The sequence below is a fragment of the Streptomyces sp. KMM 9044 genome (genome assembly GCF_024701375.2).
In the GTDB taxonomy this organism is placed as follows: Bacteria; Actinomycetota; Actinomycetes; order Streptomycetales; family Streptomycetaceae; genus Streptomyces.
In genome coordinates, this window is the sequence record NZ_CP113910.1 from 6,634,987 (window position 1) to 6,655,565 (window position 20,579).

8 protein-coding genes and 2 pseudogenes are annotated in these 20,579 nt (G+C 69.9%); 6 read left to right on the top strand and 4 right to left on the bottom strand.

Features of this window, described 5'->3' with window-relative positions:
• Positions 1-99: 99 nt before the first annotated feature.
• The 4 genes and pseudogenes from HUV60_RS29625 (at position 100) to HUV60_RS29635 (ending at position 10,393) form a co-directional block, all read left to right on the top strand.
• Positions 100-819 (top strand): acyl carrier protein, encoded by a 720-nt coding sequence (locus HUV60_RS29625; RefSeq protein ID WP_269441254.1) that lies wholly within the window; start codon positions 100-102, stop codon positions 817-819.
• Between the two features lie 68 nt (positions 820-887).
• Positions 888-938 (top strand): annotated as a pseudogene (locus HUV60_RS34115) (hypothetical protein); the annotation flags it as partial.
• A gap of 36 nt (positions 939-974) precedes the next feature.
• Positions 975-9,641 (top strand): type I polyketide synthase, encoded by an 8,667-nt coding sequence (locus HUV60_RS29630; RefSeq protein ID WP_443047558.1) that lies wholly within the window; start codon positions 975-977, stop codon positions 9,639-9,641.
• 20 nt (positions 9,642-9,661) lie between these two features.
• Positions 9,662-10,393, top strand: a complete 732-nt coding sequence (locus HUV60_RS29635; RefSeq protein ID WP_269441256.1) for a phosphopantetheine-binding protein — start codon at positions 9,662-9,664, stop codon at positions 10,391-10,393.
• A 189-nt stretch (positions 10,394-10,582) separates the two neighbouring features.
• On the opposite strand, the gene HUV60_RS29640 is transcribed toward HUV60_RS29635, so the two are convergent.
• From HUV60_RS29640 to HUV60_RS29650, 3 genes are all read right to left on the bottom strand, one after another.
• Positions 10,583-11,203: a helix-turn-helix transcriptional regulator gene (locus HUV60_RS29640; protein ID WP_257851385.1), complete on the bottom strand. Its 621-nt coding sequence runs from the start codon at positions 11,201-11,203 to the stop codon at positions 10,583-10,585.
• Between the two features lie 363 nt (positions 11,204-11,566).
• On the bottom strand, positions 11,567-14,455 hold the full coding sequence (locus HUV60_RS29645; RefSeq protein ID WP_257851384.1) for a helix-turn-helix transcriptional regulator: 2,889 nt from the start codon (positions 14,453-14,455) through the stop codon (positions 11,567-11,569).
• Between the two features lie 497 nt (positions 14,456-14,952).
• Positions 14,953-17,847 (bottom strand): LuxR family transcriptional regulator, encoded by a 2,895-nt coding sequence (locus HUV60_RS29650; RefSeq protein ID WP_257851383.1) that lies wholly within the window; start codon positions 17,845-17,847, stop codon positions 14,953-14,955.
• Positions 17,848-18,138: 291 nt separating this feature from the next.
• Here HUV60_RS29650 and HUV60_RS34120 point away from each other — a divergent pair.
• Positions 18,139-18,393, top strand: a pseudogene (locus HUV60_RS34120) (helix-turn-helix domain-containing protein); the annotation flags it as partial.
• Positions 18,365-19,162 carry an IS630 family transposase gene (locus HUV60_RS29655; protein WP_443047449.1) on the top strand — a complete coding sequence of 266 codons (798 nt, stop codon included), beginning with the start codon at positions 18,365-18,367 and terminating at the stop codon, positions 19,160-19,162. The pseudogene HUV60_RS34120 and the gene HUV60_RS29655, both read left to right, overlap by 29 nt.
• Before the next feature lie 182 nt (positions 19,163-19,344).
• Here HUV60_RS29655 and HUV60_RS29660 read toward each other — a convergent pair whose 3' ends face one another.
• Positions 19,345-20,565 carry a cytochrome P450 gene (locus HUV60_RS29660; RefSeq protein ID WP_257851380.1) on the bottom strand — a complete coding sequence of 407 codons (1,221 nt, stop codon included), beginning with the start codon at positions 20,563-20,565 and terminating at the stop codon, positions 19,345-19,347.
• Positions 20,566-20,579: the final 14 nt, after the last annotated feature.

Below are 20,579 nucleotides of genomic sequence, written 5' to 3' on the forward strand. Positions count from 1 at the left end.
GGGTGGGGGCCGTGGTCGGGTGGGGGGATGGTGTCGGATGTGGGTGCGGTGGAGTTGGGGCGTCGTGGGTTGCGGGTGATGGATCCGGGGTGTGCTCTGGTGGGGTTGGGGAGTGTGTTGGAGGGTGGTGGTGGTGCGGTGGTGGTGGCTGATGTGGAATGGGAGCGGTTCGTTCCCGCGTTCACCAGTCGTCGTCCCAGCCCCCTGCTGAGCAGCCTCCCCGGCCTCAACGGCACCGAGACCGACTCCGCCGGTGAGAAGACGACGGGGGACGCCCGCGCCGCCCTGACCGCCCGCCTCGCGGGCCGGCCCGAGACGGAACGCCGCCGGGCTCTGCGGGAACTGGTCTGTGAGCGGGCCACCCTCGTGCTGGGTCGCACCGCCGACGCCTCCATGGACGTCAACCGTGCCTTCCGGGACGTCGGGTTCGACTCCCTCACCGCTGTGGAACTCCGCAACCGGCTCAACGCCGAGACCGGTCTGCGACTGCCGTCCACCCTCGTCTTCGACCATCCGACACCGCGCCACCTCGCCGACCACCTGCACGACGAACTCTTCGCAGGGCCGGAAGCCGCGCCGGGTGGGTCCGCAACACCCGCCGGGTCCTACGGCAGCGACGAAGCGCGTTTCCGCAGCACCCTCGCCGCCATCCCGTTCTCCCAGTGGCAGCAGAGCGGTCTGCTCACGGCGGTGCTGACACTGGCGGAGTCCGACGCGTCCGGCACGCCCGAGGACGACGGGGACTCTGCCCACGGTGCGATCGGCGAGATGGATGTCGACGCACTCGTACAACTGGCCCTGGGCGACTCCACTTCCTGAGGCACCGTCCCACCCCCTCCTTCTCCCCGGCCGCCCGCGTACGGGCCCACGAACCAGTGGAGCTGAGCATGTCCACCTCCGAAGAGCGTGTCGTCGCCGCGCTGCGCGCGTCCCTGACCGAGAACGAGCGCCTGCGCCGGCACAACGACGAACTCGTGCGGACGGCGACCGAACCGATTGCCATCATCGGCATGGCCTGTCGCTTTCCCGGCGACGTCACCACCCCGGAACAGCTGTGGGACCTGGTCGCGGCCGGCGCCGACGCCGTCACGCCCTTCCCTGCGGATCGAGGCTGGGACACGACCGGTGACGCGTCCACGGCCACCACACACCAGGGCGGATTCGTCACCACGGCCGCCGATTTCGACGCGGGCTTCTTCGGGGTGTCGCCGCGTGAGGCGCTGGCGATGGACCCCCAACAGCGCCTGATCCTGGAAACGTCCTGGGAGGCCCTGGAACACGCGGGCCTGGCTCCCACCTCCGTGCGCGGCAGCCGCACCGGCGTCTACGTCGGCTGCAGCAACCAGAACTACGGCGCCGTCTCCGGCGACGACCTGCCCGAAGGCATCGGGGGCCATCTGCTCACCGGCAACGCGGCGAGTGTGGTGTCGGGGCGGGTGTCGTACGTCCTGGGGGTGGAGGGTCCCGCGGTGACGGTCGACACCGCCTGCTCGTCCTCGCTGGTGGCCCTGCATCTGGCCGTACAGGCCCTGCGAGCCGGAGAGTGCGACCTCGCCCTCGCCGGCGGCGTCACGGTCATGTCCACACCAGCTGCTTTTGCCGAGTTCAGTCGTCAGGGGGGTCTGGCGGGTGACGGTCGGTGCAAGGCGTTCGCGGATGCGGCGGACGGGACGGGGTGGGGTGAGGGTGCGGGTGTGCTGCTGGTGGAGCGGTTGTCGGATGCGCGCCGTCATGGGCGTCGGGTTCTTGCGGTGGTGCGTGGTTCGGCGGTCAATCAGGACGGTGCGTCGAACGGGCTGACGGCGCCGAACGGTCCGGCTCAGCAGCGGGTGATTCGTGCTGCGTTGGCGGGTGCGGGGGTGTCGGCGTCCGAGGTTGATGTGGTGGAGGCGCACGGTACGGGGACGCGGTTGGGTGATCCGATCGAGGCGCAGGCGTTGCTGGCGACGTACGGCCGGGAGCGGGTCGAGGGCCGGCCGTTGTGGCTGGGTTCGGTGAAGTCGAATGTGGGTCATACGCAGGCGGCTGCGGGTGTGGCCGGTGTGATCAAGATGGTGCTGGCGTTGCGGCACGGTGTGGTGCCGGCGACGTTGCATGTGGATGCGCCGTCGTCGCAGGTCGACTGGGCGTCGGGCTCGGTACGACTGCCGACCGAACAGCAGCCATGGCCCGACACCGGCCGTCCGCGCGTGGCAGGTGTCTCGGCCTTCGGGGTCAGTGGCACCAACGCCCACGCGATCCTGGAACAATCCCCCCTTCCGGAAGTGCCAGATGAGCCTCTGGTCGCTCCCGCGGATTCCGCACCCCTCGTATGGCCGTTGTCCGGCCGCACCGAGGACGCCCTGCGTGCCCAAGCCCGCGCCCTTGCGGCCTTCGCCGACCGACACCCCGAGGCCGCCCCGAACCGGACCGGTCTCGCCCTCGCGACGACACGCACACACTTCGAGCATCGGGCGGTCGTTGTCACTGACGATCCCACTCGCCTCACCGAAGCACTGAACGGTCTCGCCGACAGCGTCACCTCGGCAGACACCATGGTCGGCCAGGACCGCGGAGAGTCACGACAAGCGTTCTTGTTCTCGGGGCAGGGTGCGCAGCGGCCGGGGATGGGCCGGGAGTTGTATGAGGCGTTTCCTGTCTTTGCGGATGCTTTCGACGCGGTGTGTGGGTTTGTCGGTTCCGGGTTGCGGGATGTGGTGTTCGGCGGGGGTGCCGGGCGGTTGGGTCGTACGGAGTGGACGCAGCCGGCGTTGTTCGCGGTCGAGGTGGCTCTGTTCCGGTTGGTGGAGTCGTTCGGGGTGCGTGCGGATTTCGTCATCGGTCATTCGGTCGGTGAGATTGCCGCGGCGCATGTGGCGGGGGTGTTGTCGCTGGAGGATGCGTGTGCTCTGGTGGTGGCGCGTGGCCGGTTGATGCAGGAGTTGCCCTCGGGTGGGGCGATGGTGGCGGTGGAGGCGGCCGAGGACGAGGTTGTCCCGTTGCTGGACGCGGCGTTGGTGTCGGTCGCGGCGGTGAACGGTCCGCGGTCGGTGGTGATCGCCGGTGTCGAGGCGGCTGTCACGGAGGTTGCGGAGAAGCTGAAGGCGCGGGGTCGGCGCACGTCCCGTCTGCGGGTGTCGCACGCGTTCCACTCGCCGTTGATGGAGCCGATGCTCGGCGCGTTCCGTGAGGTGGCGGAGCGGATCGGCTACGGAACCCCTGTCATTCCCGTGGTGTCGAACGTGACCGGACGCCTCGCCACCGACGGTGACCTGACGTCGGCCGAGTACTGGGTGCGTCATGTCCGTCAGGCGGTCCGGTTCGCCGACGGTGTGAGTGCTCTGGCGGCCGAGGGCGTGACGCGGTTCCTGGAGATCGGCCCCGACGGCACTCTCACCGCCCTCGCCCGGGACTGCGTACCGGACCACACCGACGACGCGCTCTTCGTCCCGCTGCTCCGCAAGGATGCCTCCGAGCACACGGCCGTGCTGCGGGCGATGGCCCGCTTCCACGTCGACGGCGGAGAGGTCGACTGGAATGTCCTGCTCGGCAGCGGCGACGGTGCCCCGGCGGTGGACCTGCCCACCTACCCGTTCCAACGCCAACGCTACTGGCTCGCCCCGAACCAGTCGGCGCCCGGTGTCCCGGCCGGCCCCGCGCACGCCTCCGCGGTGATCGACGACGCATTCTGGGCCGCTGTCGAGTGCGAGGACCTTCCCGCGCTGGCGGCGGATCTCGACCTCGCACCGGACATCCTCGGCCCGGTGGTTCCGGCCCTCTCGAAGTGGTACAGGCAGCGACAGGACCAGGCCATGGTCGACGCGCTGCGGTACGAGGTGTCCTGGAAGCCTCTGACCAGGGACGACGAGATCACCCCTGCCGCCGGTGCCTCTCGCACCGGGAACTGGACCGTCCTGGTACCGGCCGACCTGGACGTCGCCTCGCACGGCGCGGTGAACAGCCTCGTCGCGGGCCTCCGCAAACAGGGACTCACCCCGCACGTCGTCGAGGCGGATCTCGTGGACCCGGAGGCGCTCCGACTCGCTCTTGGCGAGACCGGCGCCTCGGACGGCACACGGGCGGCGGACGGGATCCTGTCGTTGCTGAGCCTCGACGAGTCCGCCGATCCGGTCGTGGGGACAATCGCCGCGCTCCGCTCGCTCGCAGAGCCCGAACCTCTCGGTACACGACTCTGGGTCCTCACCCACGGGGCCGTCGCCGTCGGAGGTCCTGATCGTGTCACCCGCACCTCACACAGCGCCGTATGGGGACTGGGCCGCGTCGCGGCTCTGGAACACCCGGACATCTGGGGCGGGTTGATCGATCTGCCCGCGCAGGTGGACGACCGCGTGAGCGCACGTCTCGCCGTCGCACTCACCCGCCTCGGGCCGGATGAGGATCAACTCGCCATCCGGACTCACGGCCTCTTCGGCCGCCGACTGTCCCAGGCCGCGCCACTGCCGCAGCTCACGGCCGACGGCTGGGAGCCGCGCGGTACGGTGCTGATCACCGGCGGAACCGGCGCTCTTGGCTCACATGTGGCCCGCTGGGTGGTGGCGCGCGGCGCCCGTGACCTGCTCCTGGTGAGCCGCAGCGGCGAAGCGGCCCCCGGCGTCGCCGAACTGCGCGCGGAACTGCAGGAGGCGGGGGCCCAGGTCACCCTGGCAGCCCTGGACGTCTCCGAACGCGACGACCTCGCCGCGCTCTTGGCCGAACATCCTGTCGACGCGGTGTTCCATACGGCCGGCGTTCTGGACGACGGCACGCTGCTCACGACGGATGCCGGTCGTGTCGAGCGGGTCATGGGCCCCAAGGCCACGGCGGCCCTTCTGCTGGACGAGCTGACCCGGGACCGCGACCTCTCGGCGTTCGTCCTCTTCTCCTCCCTGGCCGGAACGCTGGGCAGCCCGGGACAGGGCGCCTACGCCGCCGCCAACGCCGTCCTCGACGCCCTCGCCGAGCGGCGCCGGGGTGAGGGTCTGCCCGCCACGTCGATCGCGTGGGGCCCGTGGGCGGGCGATGGTATGGCCGCCGATTCCGGGGGCCGACGTCGTGGCGAGGGCGCCGTGACCGCGCTCGCCCCGGGGTTCGCCCTGTCCGCGCTGGGCGCGGCTCTCGACGGCGACATCACCACCCAACTGGTCGTGGACGCCGACTGGAACCGTTTCATCCCGGCGTTCACCACGACTCGCCCCAGCGCACTCCTCACCCCCATGGCCCCGCCTCCTGCCGCCGGCCCCGCGCCCGGTGGCAGCGCGCACACCGGTGCGGCCGGGGACGACCTGCGCTCCCGCGCCGCGGGCCTGTCGAGCGAGGCCGGGCAACGCCTCGTACTCGACGAGGTGCAGAAGCTCGCGGCGATGATGCTGGGGCATACAGGTCCCGGGCAGGTGGGTGCTGAGCGGGCGTTCCGTGATCTGGGTGTGGATTCGTTGATCGCGGTGGAGTTGCGCAACGTCCTGGCGGTTGTTGCGGGTGTGGCTCTTCCTGCGACGGTGGTGTTCGATCATCCGACTCCACGGGCGCTGGCGGAGTTCTTGTACGGGGAGTTGTTCGGTGCGGACGGTGCCGCTGCGGCGGTGTCGGACGTGGCGGCCGTGACGGTGCTGGACGAGCCGGTGGCGATCGTCGGAATGGCGTGTCGTTTCCCGGGTGATGTGGAGTCCCCGGAGGATCTGTGGGACATGCTGGTGGATGGCCGAGACGGCATCGCCGACTTCCCTACCGACCGAGGCTGGGCCGCCATCGAGCACGTGTACGACCGCTACGCACAGGGTGACGGCGGAACCACGGAGTTCACCCGTCGTGGTGGCTTCCTGTCCGGTGTGGGTGGTTTTGATGCGGAGTTCTTCGGGGTGTCGCCGCGTGAGGCGTTGGCGATGGATCCGCAGCAGCGGTTGTTGTTGGAGGTGTGCTGGGAGGCGGTGGAGCGGGCGGGTGTTGATCCTCGGTCGTTGCGTGGTTCGCGGGTGGGTGTGTTCGCGGGGACGAACGGTCAGGACTATCCGGCGTTGTTGAGTGTGTCGGAGGGTGACTTCGGCGGTTACGTGGGCACCGGCAATGCGGCGAGTGTGGTGTCGGGGCGGGTGTCGTACGTCCTGGGGCTGGAGGGTCCCGCGGTGACGGTCGACACCGCGTGTTCGTCGTCGCTCGTGGCGTTGCATCTGGCCGCACAGTCGCTTCGGTCGGGGGAGTGCGATCTGGCGTTGGCCGGGGGTGTGACGGTGATGTCGACGCCAGGTGCTTTCGTGGAGTTCGCGCGTCAGGGGGGTCTGGCGGGTGACGGTCGGTGCAAGGCGTTCGCGGATGCGGCGGACGGGACGGGGTGGGGTGAGGGTGCGGGTGTGCTGCTGGTGGAGCGGTTGTCGGATGCGCGCCGTCATGGGCGTCGGGTTCTTGCGGTGGTGCGTGGTTCGGCGGTCAATCAGGACGGTGCGTCGAACGGGCTGACGGCGCCGAACGGTCCGGCTCAGCAGCGGGTGATTCGTGCTGCGTTGGCGGGTGCGGGGGTGTCGGCGTCCGAGGTTGATGTGGTGGAGGCGCACGGTACGGGGACGCGGTTGGGTGATCCGATCGAGGCGCAGGCGTTGCTGGCGACGTACGGCCGGGAGCGGGTCGAGGGCCGGCCGTTGTGGCTGGGTTCGGTGAAGTCGAATGTGGGTCATACGCAGGCGGCTGCGGGTGTGGCCGGTGTGATCAAGATGGTGCTGGCGTTGCGGCACGGGGTGGTGCCGGCGACGTTGCATGTGGGGGAGCCGTCGTCGCATGTGGACTGGTCGTCGGGTGCGGTGGAGTTGCTGACGGAGGCGCGTCGGTGGCCGGAGTCGGTGGAGCGTGTGCGTCGTGCGGGTGTGTCGTCGTTCGGTCTGAGCGGTACCAACGCCCACGTCATCCTCGAAGAGGCGCCTGCGGATCCGGCTCCTGAAGAGTCCGGGACAGGTGACGGAGCCGTGCTGCCCTGGCTTGTGAGCGCCCGGAGCGCCGAGGCCCAGCGGGCTCAGGCTGGACGGCTGCTCACCGTACTCAGGGAGCGCCACGACTCTGCTTCTGTGGGACTGGCCCGGGCACTCGCGTCCACCCGTACTTCGTTCGAGCGGCGAGCCGTCGTACTCGCTTCCACACAGGAGGAGTTCGTCGAGGAACTGCAAGCCCTGCACCTGGGCGAGACCGGCCTGCGCACGGTCACGGGCGTTACCCGGGAGGGCGGCAAAACGGCGTTCTTGTTCTCGGGGCAGGGTGCGCAGCGGCCGGGGATGGGCCGGGAGTTGTATGAGGCGTTTCCTGTCTTTGCGGATGCTTTCGACGGGGTGTGTGGGTTTGTCGGTTCCGGGTTGCGGGATGTGGTGTTCGGCGGGGGTGCCGGGCGGTTGGGTCGTACGGAGTGGACGCAGCCGGCGTTGTTCGCGGTCGAGGTGGCTCTGTTCCGGTTGGTGGAGTCGTTCGGGGTGCGTGCGGATTTCGTCATCGGTCATTCGGTCGGTGAGATTGCCGCCGCGCATGTGGCGGGGGTGTTGTCGCTGGAGGATGCGTGTGCTCTGGTGGTGGCGCGTGGCCGGTTGATGCAGGAGTTGCCCTCGGGTGGGGCGATGGTGGCGGTGGAGGCGGCCGAGGACGAGGTTGTCCCGTTGCTGGACGCGGCATTGGTGTCGGTCGCGGCGGTGAACGGTCCGCGGTCGGTGGTGATCGCCGGTGTCGAGGCGGCTGTCACGGAGGTTGCGGAGAAGCTGAAGGCGCGGGGTCGGCGCACGTCCCGTCTGCGGGTGTCGCACGCGTTCCACTCGCCGTTGATGGAGCCGATGCTCGGCGCGTTCCGTGAGGTGGCGGAGCGGATCGGCTACGGAACCCCTGTCATTCCCGTGGTGTCGAACGTGACCGGACGCCTCGCCACCGACGGTGACCTGACGTCGGCCGAGTACTGGGTGCGTCATGTCCGTCAGGCGGTCCGGTTCGCCGACGGTGTGAGTGCTCTGGCGGCCGAGGGCGTGACGCGGTTCCTGGAGATCGGCCCCGACGGCACTCTCACCGCCCTCGCCCGGGACTGCGTACCGGACCACACCGACGACGCGCTCTTCGTCCCGCTGCTCCGCAAGGATGCCTCCGAGCACACGGCCGTGCTGCGGGCGATGGCCCGCTTCCACGTCGACGGCGGAGAGGTCGACTGGAATGTCCTGCTCGGCAGCGGCGACGGTGCCCCGGCGGTGGACCTGCCCACCTACCCGTTCCAACGCCAACGCTACTGGCCAACGGCCACCGAGCAGGGTGCGGCGCCGGCGTACCCGTCGCTCTCCGAGTGCGATGCCTCCTTCTGGGCGGTCGTCGAGGAGGGAGCGCCGGAGCTGGCGGACACGCTCGGGGTCTCGCAGGAGGCGATGAACGCCGTTCTTCCCGCGCTGACTGCATTGCGCCGCGAGCAGCTGGAACGCGCCGAGGTCGAGGGCTGGTGTTATCGCGTCGACTGGGAACCAGTGGTTGTGCCGGACGAAAGACCCGTCACCGGACGGTGGTTGCTCCTACAGAAGCCCGATGACATGCCGCTCGCGGGGCTCGAACAGTTCGTTCCGGGGCTGGAGCGGCTGACTTGCGACGCCTTGGACCGCAAGGGGCTCGCCCGTCTCCTGGAGCAGGCCGTCGAAGGTGAGGAGCCGGCCGGCGTGCTCTCCTGCCTGTCCCTGCCCTCGCCCGGGGGCGGCCGGCCCGCGTCGGAGGCCGGCCGCGCCGTGGAGAACGTGATGGCGCTGGTTCAGGCGCTCGGCGACGGCGGGGCAGCCGCACCGCTGTGGGTCGTCACGCATGCGGGGTTCGGGCCCGGCCGCGCGCCCGACGAACCGGCGCAGGCCGCCGTCTGGGGGTTCGGCCGGGTGGCGGCGCTGGAGTGCCCCGACCGCTGGGGCGGTCTGGTCGATGTGCCGCCGCATCCGGCTCCCGATGAACTCGGCTCCCTGGCCTCGGTGTTGTCCCACGCGGGCGAGGACCAGGTGTCCGTGCGCGGTGCGGCGACATACGCCCGCCGTCTCCGCCCGGCCCCGTTGCCCGCCTCGGCTCCGACCGCCACCCGGGACACGGACCACAGGATCCCGCAGCGGCTCCTGGTCACCGGTGGCACCGGTGCGCTCGGGGTACGCGTCGCCGAATGGTTCGCCGGGCGCGGGAGCACGCAGCTCGTGCTGACGAGCCGGAGCGGCCCGGACGCCCCCGGCGTGGCCGACACGGTCGCCCGGCTACGGGCGGCGGGCGCGGAGCGGGTGGAGGTCGTCGCGTGCGACGTCGCCGACAGGCTCCAGGTCGCCGCGCTGCTCGACGCGCACCCCGTCGACGGGATCGCGCACGCGGCCGGCATCCTCGACGTCGACCCGATCGACGCCACGACCCCCGACGATGTGAATCGCGTGTTGGGGGCGAAGGGGTGGGGTGCGGTGTATCTGGACGAGTTGACGCGGGGCTGGGATCTGGATGCGTTTGTGGTGTTTTCCTCTATTGCGGGTGTGTGGGGGAGTGGGGGCAGGGGGCGTATGCGGCGGCGAACGCGTGGGCTGATGCGGTGGTGGAGGCTCGGTGTGGTCGTGGGTTGGTGGGGGCTTCGGTGGGGTGGGGGCCGTGGTCGGGTGGGGGGATGGTGTCGGATGTGGGTGCGGTGGAGTTGGGGCGTCGTGGGTTGCGGGTGATGGATCCGGGGTGTGCTCTGGTGGGGTTGGGGAGTGTGTTGGAGGGTGGTGGTGGTGCGGTGGTGGTGGCTGATGTGGAATGGGAGCGGTTCGTTCCCGCGTTCACCAGTCGTCGTCCCAGCCCCCTGCTGACCAGCCTCCCCCAGGCGGCGGAAGCGCTGGCCGCGCTCGACAGGCCGGGCCCCGGCACGCCACATGAGGCGCACGGTTCCGGCGGGGTGCCTTCCGCCCTCGTCGAGCACCTCGCCACCCTGTCGCCCCAGGGGCGCACCACCGCGCTCCTGGACCACGTGCGAAGGGCCGCGGCCAGGGCCCTCGGGTATGCCGAGACCACCGCCGTCGCCCCCGACCGCGCCTTCCGCGACATGGGGTTCGACTCGCTCACGGGAGTAGAACTGCGCAACGCCCTCCTGGCCGACACCGGTCTGCGGCTGCCCGCGACGCTGGTGTTCGACTATCCGACCCCGGCCGTGCTCGCCCGGTATCTCGACGGCGCGCTGGCGGGAGAAACCGGCTCCGTCACGACCATGCTCGCCCAGGTGGAGAGCAGCATCGCCCGCATCATGAAGACCAATCCGGACCAGGACGTACGGACCTTGCTGGGGACCCGGCTCAGGGCTTTCCTCAGCGAGATGGAGGACACCGGCGCCGTCGACGGTGACGACGCGGGCGGCCCGGCTCTCGGCGCCCGGTTGGACGACGCCAGTGACGAGGAACTGTTCGACCTCATCAGCCGCGAGCTGGAGCAGTAATGGCGCGAGCCGACGCCGGGAAGCCGTGAGTGGCAGGTTTCCCGGCAGTCGCGGCCGAAGGACCTGGTGATATGAGTCAGCGGCCGCGCCGGAAGAGGTGCGGCCGCTGGACAGATGTGGTGGATGCCACGGCGGACCTGCTGCCGCCGGGAGCGTGTCGTGCGTGTTCTTCGCGCGGTGGGGAGTCGCCTACTTGATGAATTCCGGCAACACCCGCGGCGGCCACTGGCCCACCGTCAGCATGCCCACGGAGTGGGCGCGCGCCACGAGGGCGGCCCGGTTCGGTGCCTTGAGCTTCCGCAGCATGAGGCCGACGTGGTACTCGACACCTTGCCGGCTGAGGTAGAGCCGGGCGGCGAGCTGCACCGTGGAGGCGCCACTGGCGACCCCTTCAAGGACCCGCGCGTCCAGCTTGCTGAGCAGTGCCTCCCGGGAGCCGACGACGGCCTCGGGCTCGCTGCCGGTCGTGCCCTCGTCGGGCCGCACCTGCACGACGATCCCCGCGAGGTGCCCCGTGGTGTTCTGCACGGCGATGCCGGTCAGCTCGCCGGAGAAGGCCCGGCCCGAACAACCCATACCGACCATGCGCTCGGCGAAGCGGTTGGAGCGTCCCTCCGAGAGGCGGTTGAAGTGCCGGTTGAGCAGCGAGGGAGAGCTGGGGTGCAGCAGCTCGTAGAGATTCCGTCCACAGGTGTCGGCCGGGCTGCGGCCGAACTGGCGGGAAAAGGCGGGCTCCGCTGCCACGATGTGCATAGCGGTATCGATCTGTGCCGTGTATACGCGGCGGCTGTCCTCTCCGCGTGGGCGCACATCGTGCGGAGGCCGGTTGGGGGCTAGGCCAGGTTGCGATTCCGCCGTTCTGTCCCTGTTGTGCGAGGTGCCTTCTATTCGCGTGGTCAATGCGCCGCACCGTCTTTCTGCATTCCGATGTGGGGGTTCGCTCCGAAGGGTCTGAGCAGAGATGGTCAATGTTGGATCGATATCTGGCCTATCTGGGTCGATCCTGATCGCACCTGATCAATTGTGGTCGAGCCTAAGGATGCGTCTGCGGAGGGTCAAGCAAACTTTTGCGTGACTGCAAAACATTGTGGTTCGGTGGTTCGGTGGTGCGGTGGGCGGGTCGATATTCGGCCACGGTTGGCGTTTATCGCTGCTGTCCGTTTGTGAGGGGGTTCACAGTGGCTGGTCGTCCCCGAGGACCTTGAGTGCCTTAATGAGGTCGGAACGTCCAGAAATATCAAGTTTCCGATAGGATCGGGTCAGATGTTTCTCCACCATGCGTGACGACGTGCCCAGCCGACTGGAGATCTCGGAGTTGCTGAGGCCGGCCGCGGCCAGCTCCGCGACCTTTCGTTCGGACGGCGTGAGCCGATGCCCCGCCTGTTCGGTGCCCTTCGAGCCGCCGCCCGTCAACTGCTCGCGAATGCTCCTCGCGAGACTGTGGACTCCGTATTCGGCGGCCAGCTCCTGTGCCCGTTTCAGGGCGGCGGTCCGCCTGGTGCGACCCGTTTCCCCATGGGTCCCCAGCGCGTACAGCGCACGACACAGCTCGTAGCCGTTGCTGCCCTTCTCCAGGACCGCGACGGCCTCTTCGAGGCACTCGAAGCTCTCCTGGCCGACGGTGATCCTGCCCAGGACCACGAGAGAGCGGCCGACACCGGCGGGCGCCCCCCAGGCGCGGGATCGGTCCACGTCCGTCCGGGCCACGGCCAGGGCTTCGTCATGTTCGCCCAGCCGGTGGTGCATGAGTGCGGTGCGGGACGGCCACGGCAGGACGATCGGGTTGCTCCAACCGATCTGCTCCGTGCGCAGGCCTGCAATCCGGTAGTGGTAGAGCGCGCCGCGGGGCTCGTTGCGCCGGGCGGCCAGGGAGCCGCGGGCCATGTGCAGCAGCGCCGTCAGGTACTGGTTCTCGGCGTCCAGCCGGTGATGTGTCAGAAGCCGCTTTGCCAGCTCCGGCTGGCCGGTGGCGAGCGCGACCCTCGCGAGAGCCCCCACGCACATGGTGGGCAGACCACTGGTCTCGGGCCCCGCGAGGGCGTCGGCCCGCAGCACCTTGTCCCCGGCGTCGGCCGGATGCCCGTCGGCCAGCGCGACCACGGCCTGTTCGCACCGGATGACGGCCTGCTCGACGTCACCGCCCCGGCGCTGAGCCAGCCGGTACGCCTCGTGCAGCCAGCCGGCCGTGCCCTCCGTCCGTCCGGCCGCGGCCAGAACGGTCACCGCCAGCGGGATGGTGGAGTGGACGTGCTCGGGTGCGGGCGGTTCCTGTTCCAGGAGCCGGGCGGCAAGGCCCGCCAACCGGTCGGCGGGGGCGGCGTTGGCGAGGAAGGCTATGTACATCAGGGAGGTGACCAGCTCTCTTTCTCCTCTGGTGCCCAGCCGGGGAGACGGCCCGAGGTCGCGGAACCTGCGCAGCGCCCGCGTGATGTGCGCGGGGTCCTGCGCCGAGAGGATGTGCTCGTGTGCCTCCAGGCGCAACATCAGTTCCTGCTCCACCCAGTCGTCGCTGTGGCAGCGGCTCAAGGTGTCGGCGACCTCGGCCCGGACGTCGTCGATACGGAAGGTCGGCGGGTCCATCTGCAGTGGCCCCAGCCGTGCCACCGCGTCAGCACGCTCCATAACCGATTCGAGCAGGGGTACGGCCTCCACGATGTGCCGCACCGAGGCGGCGGTGGTGAAAGCGCGTTCGGCTGTCGCCAGGTCGACGAGCAGCCGGGCTCGGTCGCGCCCGGAGAGCGAGCCGTCCAGCAGAGCGCGTCGCAGATATCGGGCCGAGTCCCGCGGCGAGCCGCGACGCAGGGCGCTGTCCGCGGCGGTCCGCAGGATCCGCACCGCCCGTTGGCCCCGCAGGTTGCTTGCCGCCATCAACTGTTCCGCGGCGAGTTCGGCCGGATGGCCGGTGCGGTGCAGCAGTTCGGCAGCCGCCTTGCGCATCGCGGTGCGTTTCTGGGGCGGCATGTGCTCTTCGAGCAGGTCCCGCAGCACGGTCCCCGAGGTGAGTCTGCAGGAGTGCGGATCCACGAGACTGGCGAGCCGTAACACGTCGATCGCCTCCGCCTCCTGTGCCTCGTCGACTGCGGCGAGGCATGCCACGAACCGCGAGTCCGCGACTGCGCCGAGCACGGTCAGCGCGTACGCCGCCCGCCGTACGTGATCCGGCTGCGACCGCAGGAACGCGGCCAGGCGCTGTCGTATGCGTTCTGGGCGCAGGGCGGCGACGATGGCGGCGTGCGCCGAGGTGGGACGCAGCCCCAGGTACAGCGCCTCGTCCAGCAACGCCCGCAGCAACAGGGGATTGCCGCCGGAACGCGTGGCCACCGTCTCCACGAACGCCGCGTCGGCCGCGCCCCCGAAGCCCTCCTCCACCAGCGGGCGCACGCTGTCGCGGCCGAGCGCCGACAGCTCCACTGTCCGGTCGGCGGCCTCGTCCGCGGACGGGGGAGAGTCCTTGGCGGGCGTGAGCAGTTGTCGAACGTGCTGCCGGGTGCCACCCACGTCGCCCGGCAGCACGGAGAAGACGAAGAGGATCCGCTGCTGCCGACGCCGCGCCAGGGATACGGCCAGTGCCTGGAGCGACTCCGTGTCCGCCCACTGGAGGTCGTCCACCATGAGCACCACCGGCCGGTCCGCGGACATGGAGTCCAGTAACGCCGCCAGCCACCGGGGCGCCTGCCGCCGACACGGCGCGGAACACGAGAGAACCGCCGAGAGCATACGGTCGGAGTCCGCCGACAGGCCGGACGGGATCGAGGACGACGCGCCCTCGGGCAATGAGGCGGCCGCGTCCCGCAGCCAGCGGTCGCTGCCCTCGCCCGGTCCCAGCGCCGAGTCCACCAACTGCCGGACCACCCCGAGTCCGAAGCCTTCCTCGGCCTCCGAGGCCTGGGCCCTGAGCAGCAGTGCCCCCTGCTCACCCGCGAGCGCCGCCAGGGCCTCCAGAAACGACGATCTGCCCACGCCCAGAGGGCCGCGTACGACCAGGAGTGAACCCCGCCCGCTCCTGGCCCGGAGGAGAGCCTCGGTGGCCTGCGCCAGCTCCGACTCGCGTTCCCAAAGCATCGTGCTGCTCCTCGGAATCGCCCATGCAGAAGAAATCCGGAATTGTCCGGGGGGGATGACCCACTTGTCCTTGAAATCTTGAGCGTCAGCAGATCATGGGGAGGGGGGTGTCAGCAAGGGAAAACGGACAGACGATCAATCGTGATTCGAAAATACCACTGTGTGTCAATTTGGGGGTGAGAGTCCAAAAACGATCGGCGTGACGGCCGGCCGGGAAGGTGGTAGGTTCGCTTTTGTGTCCTGGAGGGCCTTCCCTCTCGCATGCCCCAGAAGAACGCGAGGAATGGGCCAGTGCATCGCGCGTAGACCCGCCCCGCAATGAACTGGAGGGGTTGAATCGTTTCGGGGTGTCGGTGGCTGCGGCGATCCCGTGGGTCGACACCAATTCATCTGGTAGCCCACTACCTGACGAAAAATGCGACAGCGGCTGCAACGGATACTGGACGGCTGAGGCGCGGACAACGGGATGACCGTCAGGTGCCTCGGCCTGGATGGTGCTACCGCTCGTGGACGGCGGCCCCGTCCATTTCCGACATCTCCAGGGCGGTGCGCAGTTCCCGCCTCCCCGACAGACCCAGCTTGCGGTACGCCGAGGTGAGATGGGCCTCGACCGTCCGCTGCGTCACGAACAGTCTCTCCGCGATCCACGCGTTGGACCTGCCGTCCGCCGCGAGGCGGGCCACCTGTGACTCGCTCTGTGTCAGCGTGTCCAGCCCCCGGGAAACCGGCTGGCGCGGCCGGGCGCCGGTGGCGAGCAGAGCGCGGTGGGCGTCGGCGTGCAGGGATCGGGCGCCGATGGCGTACGACTCCTCCCAGCCCTGGCGCGCTACCTCGCGGGCGGCCTTCCGGTATCCGAGCCGGTGGAGTGCCACTCCCCGGGCGACCCGTACCCGCGCCCGCAGCAGTGCCGCCCGGGTGCCCACGAGTACCTGCTCCGCTTCCTCCAGCAGGGGCGGCCGCTCGTCCTCGGACACGGCCGCTGCCCACAGACCGAGCCCCGCCCCGAGGACGCACGGCAGGTCCGCGGACCGGGCCGTGGCGACGGCCTCCTCGGCCAGTGAGAGGGCCGCGTGACTGTCGCCCAGGGCCAGATGAGCGTGCCCCGCCCAGTACCACCACGACGAGACGGACGGGTTGGTGCGCTGCCACGCCGTCTGCCTGCGTCCGCACTCCAGGAGATCCTCCAGGGCCTGCTTCGGTTCCTGGCGCACCAGGTGCAGTCGGCCCCGGGCGCAGAGGAGTTCGTTCCACTGCCAGGAGTCCGGAAGCGGGTCGTGCAACTCCGCCTCCAGAGAGGTGAACTCCGCCGGATCTCCGACGTCGACAAGGGTGTGGAACCGGACGGCCAGCGACAGCGCCCGTTGTGGGCTGCCGAGCTCGACCGTGGAGTTCCCGAGGGCGCTGGCGGTGGTGCGCAGTGCCGCGTCGAGAGAGCCGAGCCGCAGGTGGGCTTCCGCGCTGAGCGTGAGCAGATCGGGACAGGTACGGTCGAGCGGCGCGTCGGTGGCCTCGATCAGTTGCCGGCAGACGAGTTCGGCCTCATGCGGCCGATCCGCGTAGAGGAGCACGGCGGCGGCGCAGGCGAGGTGGTCGGGGGCGTCCGTGGCCGGTGTGCCGTGGCGGCACACCGTGCGGGCCGCGGCGAGCGAGTCCGCGACACGGTTCGCACGTGTCACCGAGAGGAGGGCGCGGGCCACGAGGAGGGCGCGCTCGTCGGGCGTTTCGCCGGGCAGCGAGAGGTCGAAGGACGCGGTGCCGAGCAGCTCGGCGATGGAGGCCCGGTTGGCGGTGGCCGCCAGCAGCACCTGGGCCTCCAGCAGATGAGGGGCACTGGAGGCGGAAAGGGACGCCGCCGCGTCGGAACGGTACTGGGCGAGCAGCTCCAGCGCGCGGGCCACCTGTCCCTGCCGGGTCAGCGTCCCCGTGAGCGCGCCGAGCGTCCGCAGCCGCAGATCGGAGTAGGGGGCCGACTCCAGCGCCGACGTCAGGTGGCGGATGCTTGCCTCCGGGTCCACCCACGTCTCCGCCAGGCCCAGTTCGGTCAGCAGGCCCGGGTCGCAGTCGCTCTCGGTGCCCTCCGGCACGCACGCCCGCAGCAGCTCCACCGCTCGCTCCGGCGAGAGGTGGAGCATCGCCTCCCGGGCCGCCTCCCGCAGCACGACCCGCGCCCACGGCTCGGCCGCTGTCGTCGGCGCCCGGCGCAGATGCTCGGCGACGTCCGCGGCGCTCTCCCCGCCGTCGTGCAGCAGCCGGGCGGCCCGGCCGTGCGCGGCGGCGCGTTCCTCGTCCGACATGTCGGCGAGCACCGCGTTGCGTATGAGGGCGTGAGCGAAGTACCAGTTCGTGCTGTCGGCCGCGGTGATCAGCCCGAGGGAGATCAGGACGAGCAGTGAGCGGTCGAAGACGGAGTTGTCCAGATGGGCCAGCCGTGCGCATGTCTCCAGGGAGGCGCCGTCGCCGAGCACGGCCAGTGCCCGCGCTCCCTGGACGGTCGCCTCCGGCTGCCGGTGCAGCAGCCTGGTCACCCGCAGCCGCACGGCGGGAACGTCCTGCTCATCCACCGGCGTGAAATAGTCGGCGGTGAGCGGGAGTTCCTCGTTCCGCAGCTCCATGAGGAACTGCGTCACCGTCAGCGGGTTTCCGTTCGTGGCGGCCAGACACGCGTCCTGGAACGCGAGGCACGTCTCCGCCCCGATGAGCTGCCGGGTGAGCAGACCGACACCGTCGCGGGTGAGCGGGCGGAGCCGCAGGACCTGGCACAGCGGGGACGCGGCCACCTCGTCGAGTGCCGGGACGTCGGTTCCGCCGCGCCGGGCGAGCACCAGGAACACCGGCAGTCCGGCCAGCCGACGGGCGGTGTGCGCGAGGAACCGCAGCGACGCGTGGTCGGCGTCGTCCGCGTCGTCGACGACGATCAGCAACGGTCCGCGAGAGGCCGCGGACCGGACACACCCGTGCAGTTCGGTCAGGACGCTGAAGGACGGGTTGCCCGTATCCAGGTCGTACCACGCCAGCGAGGGCGAGCCGGTCTCGATGTCCCAGCCACTGGGTATGCCGGGCCGAGGAGCCACGGGCAACCCGGCGGGTCCGCCGTCATGCAGCTCGGCGAGCAGGGCGAGCGCGGTGCTCAGGGGCAGGCGATGCCCCTCCCGCCCCGCCCGGGTCCGCACGACGCGCAGATCCAGGGAGCGGGCCTGCGCTGCCAGCCCGCACAGCAGAGTCGTCTTGCCGATGCCGTCCGGGCCTTCGAGGATCACCAGGGCGGGGGCGCCCGCCGCGGTTCGCCGGGCGAGCTCACCGAGGACAGTGAGCTCGCGCTCGCGCTCCACCGGCTTCGGGCGGGATCCGTGCGGCCGTGCCTCCGGAGAACCGCTCGCGCACGCAGTGGTCATCAAGCGTGTCCCTCTCTCCCGGGGTGCCGCCGACGCCACCGGGACATCTGCGCCCAAACCTCGGACACCGTCCATGGGGACCACGGGTGGTGTCCGGCCAAATACTGTCCGGCCAAATACTGTCCGGCCAAGGTCATCTTTGCCTATACGGGCCTAGCAGATCTCCTAGAGTCTCGTGATTCCGTCGGCGTTACGTGATCTTGTGTGGCAGGGTCTCTCGGTGTGGAGCTCTCCGTGGAACAGGCCGCAGAGTTGCGGGAGTTGGTGAACAGTCGGGATGTACCCGCCGACATGGCGACGCGGGGCCGGATCGTGCTGTGGTCGGGCGAAGGCCGTCGACGCAAGGACATTGCCGAGCCGCTTGGCGTATCGCTGCCGACGGTGGACCGCTGGAAGCGGCGTTATGCCGAAGTCGGACTGGCCGGGCTGGAAGGCGACCGGCCCGGCGGGGCCCGGGAACAGGTGCCGGCGCGGGTGCGGGCCCGTGTGATCGCGTTGACCCGCATGACGCCGCCGGATGGCACGGGGCTTTCGCACTGGTCCACACGCGAGTTGGCAATATCTGAAGCGGACCGAGGGCATCTGCGTGTCCTGGCACTACATCGCGCGGATCTGGCGCGAGGAGCATCTCAAGCCGCACCGGAACGGCACCTTCAAGATCTCGAAGGACCCCGCGTTCGCGGAGAGGGTCGCCGACGTGATCGGCCTCTATCTTGCCCCACCTGGTGGCGCGGTGGTCCTCTCGATCGACGAGAAGACGCAGATCCAGGCGCTGGACCGGACCCAGCCGGTGCTGCCGGTCGCCTTCGCGGCGAGCGAGAAGCGCACCGCCGACTACGTCCGTCACGGCACCACGAACCTGTTCGCCGCCCTGAACGTGACCACCGGCGAAGTGATCGGCGAGTGCGGGCCGACCCGGAACGGCAAGGACTTCCTGGCCTTCTTGAAGAAGGCCGTCAGACCGCACGCCGAGAAGGACATCCATGTCGTCCTGGACAACCTCTCGACGCACACCACCCCGGAAGTCAAGGAGTGGCTGGCCAAGAACCCGCACGTCCACTTCCATTTCACTCCCGTCGGGTCCTCGTGGCTCAATCAGATCGAGATCTGGTTCGGAATCCTGACCCGGCAGTCCATCCGCCGAGGCACCTTCTCCAGCGTCAACGTCCTGATCAAGCAGATCCGCGACTACATCAACTCCTGGAACGAGAGCGCGAAACCGTTCACATGGACCGCGACCGCCGGCGAGGTCCTCGCGAAGGTCGAACTCGTCGCGACCAACGTGAAGAAACTCGTCAATAACAACTCGAACTGACATGAACAGGATCACGAGACACTAGTTCCGATAAATGGGAGGTACTTGAACTCTTTATAATTCCTCCGTGCAGCCTCCATGAGCGGCCCTGTCGCTCGTGCCGCGGTGGGCAGCCGCGCAAGGCCGCACCGATGTGAGGACCTCCGCTCCGTGTGTGACGCGGTGATCTCTTCTCGGCCGCCTCAGTCCCAGGCCACCGGCAGCCTGTCGACGCCGTAGTGCACGGCGCGGTCGCGCAGCGGCACCTCCTGGGCCGGCGTCGCCAGCCGCAGCGTCGGGAACCGCTCGAAGAGGCCGCGCAGCCCGATGCGCAGACTGGTCCGGGCCAGATGCTGGCCCAGGCACTGGTGGGCGCCGAAGCCCAGCGCCAGGTGCTTGCGGGGGACACGGGTGACGTCCAACTGATCCGGGGAGCTGAAGACCTCCGGGTCACGGTTGGCGGCGGGCAGGGACAGCACCACGGTCTGGCCCGCCTTGATCGTGGTGCCGCCGATCTCCACGTCCTCCAGCGCACACCGGCTCGACCCCATATGGGAGATCGTCAGATAGCGCAGCAGCTCGTCCACCGCACCCGTCTCGTACAGCTCCGGCCGCTCGCGCAGCAGCGCCAGCTGGTCCGGGTGCTCCAGCAGAGCGAACGTGCTCAGGGAGAGCATGTTCGGTGTGGTGTCGAGCGAGCCGCCCAGGGTGAGAACCCCCAGGTTGACCAGTTCGTCCTCGGTCAGCTCGCCGGTCGCCGCCAGCCGCCCGAAGAAGTCCTCGCCCCGTTCGGCCATCCGCTCCCTCACCATCGGCCGGATGAGCCCGTCCATCGACTCCAGGTGATGGATGAACTCCTCCAGCGTGTAGGTGAGCGTCATCAGTGCCGAGAGGTGCTCCTGGATGCCGTCCATCAGCTCCGGGGAGACGCCCATCAGCGAGCACACCGAGCGCAGGCTGGCCTTCTCCGCGAAGTCGGTCAGCAGATCGGCGGGTGAGCCCGCGGCCGCCATCTCCTCCAGCGTCTCGTCGACGATGCGCTTCAGGTGGGGCTCGTACTGCTGGATGCGCCGCAGCGTGAAGTGACCCGCCAGCAGCCGCCGGTACCTGGTGTGTTCCGGGGCGTCCATCTTCGCGAACGACCCGGGGAGCGAGGGCTGCGGCGCGTACTCGGTCATCGGGAACGGCGGCGCGACCACGTGCGCGAGCAGTTCGTTGCGGTGGCTGAACCGGTCGTCGGCGAGGATCTGCCGGACCAGGTCGTGCCGCGTCACCAGCCAGCCGGAGGTGTCCTTCGGTGCCACCTGGAACGTGACGGGACTGACCGGCTGCTCGGCGCGCAACCGGGCGTACTCGGCGGGCGGGTCGAACGGGCACTTCCCCCGCTCCGAGGGAATCACGGGAGGCTCGGGCCTGGTCTTCATGAGGTCACTCCATA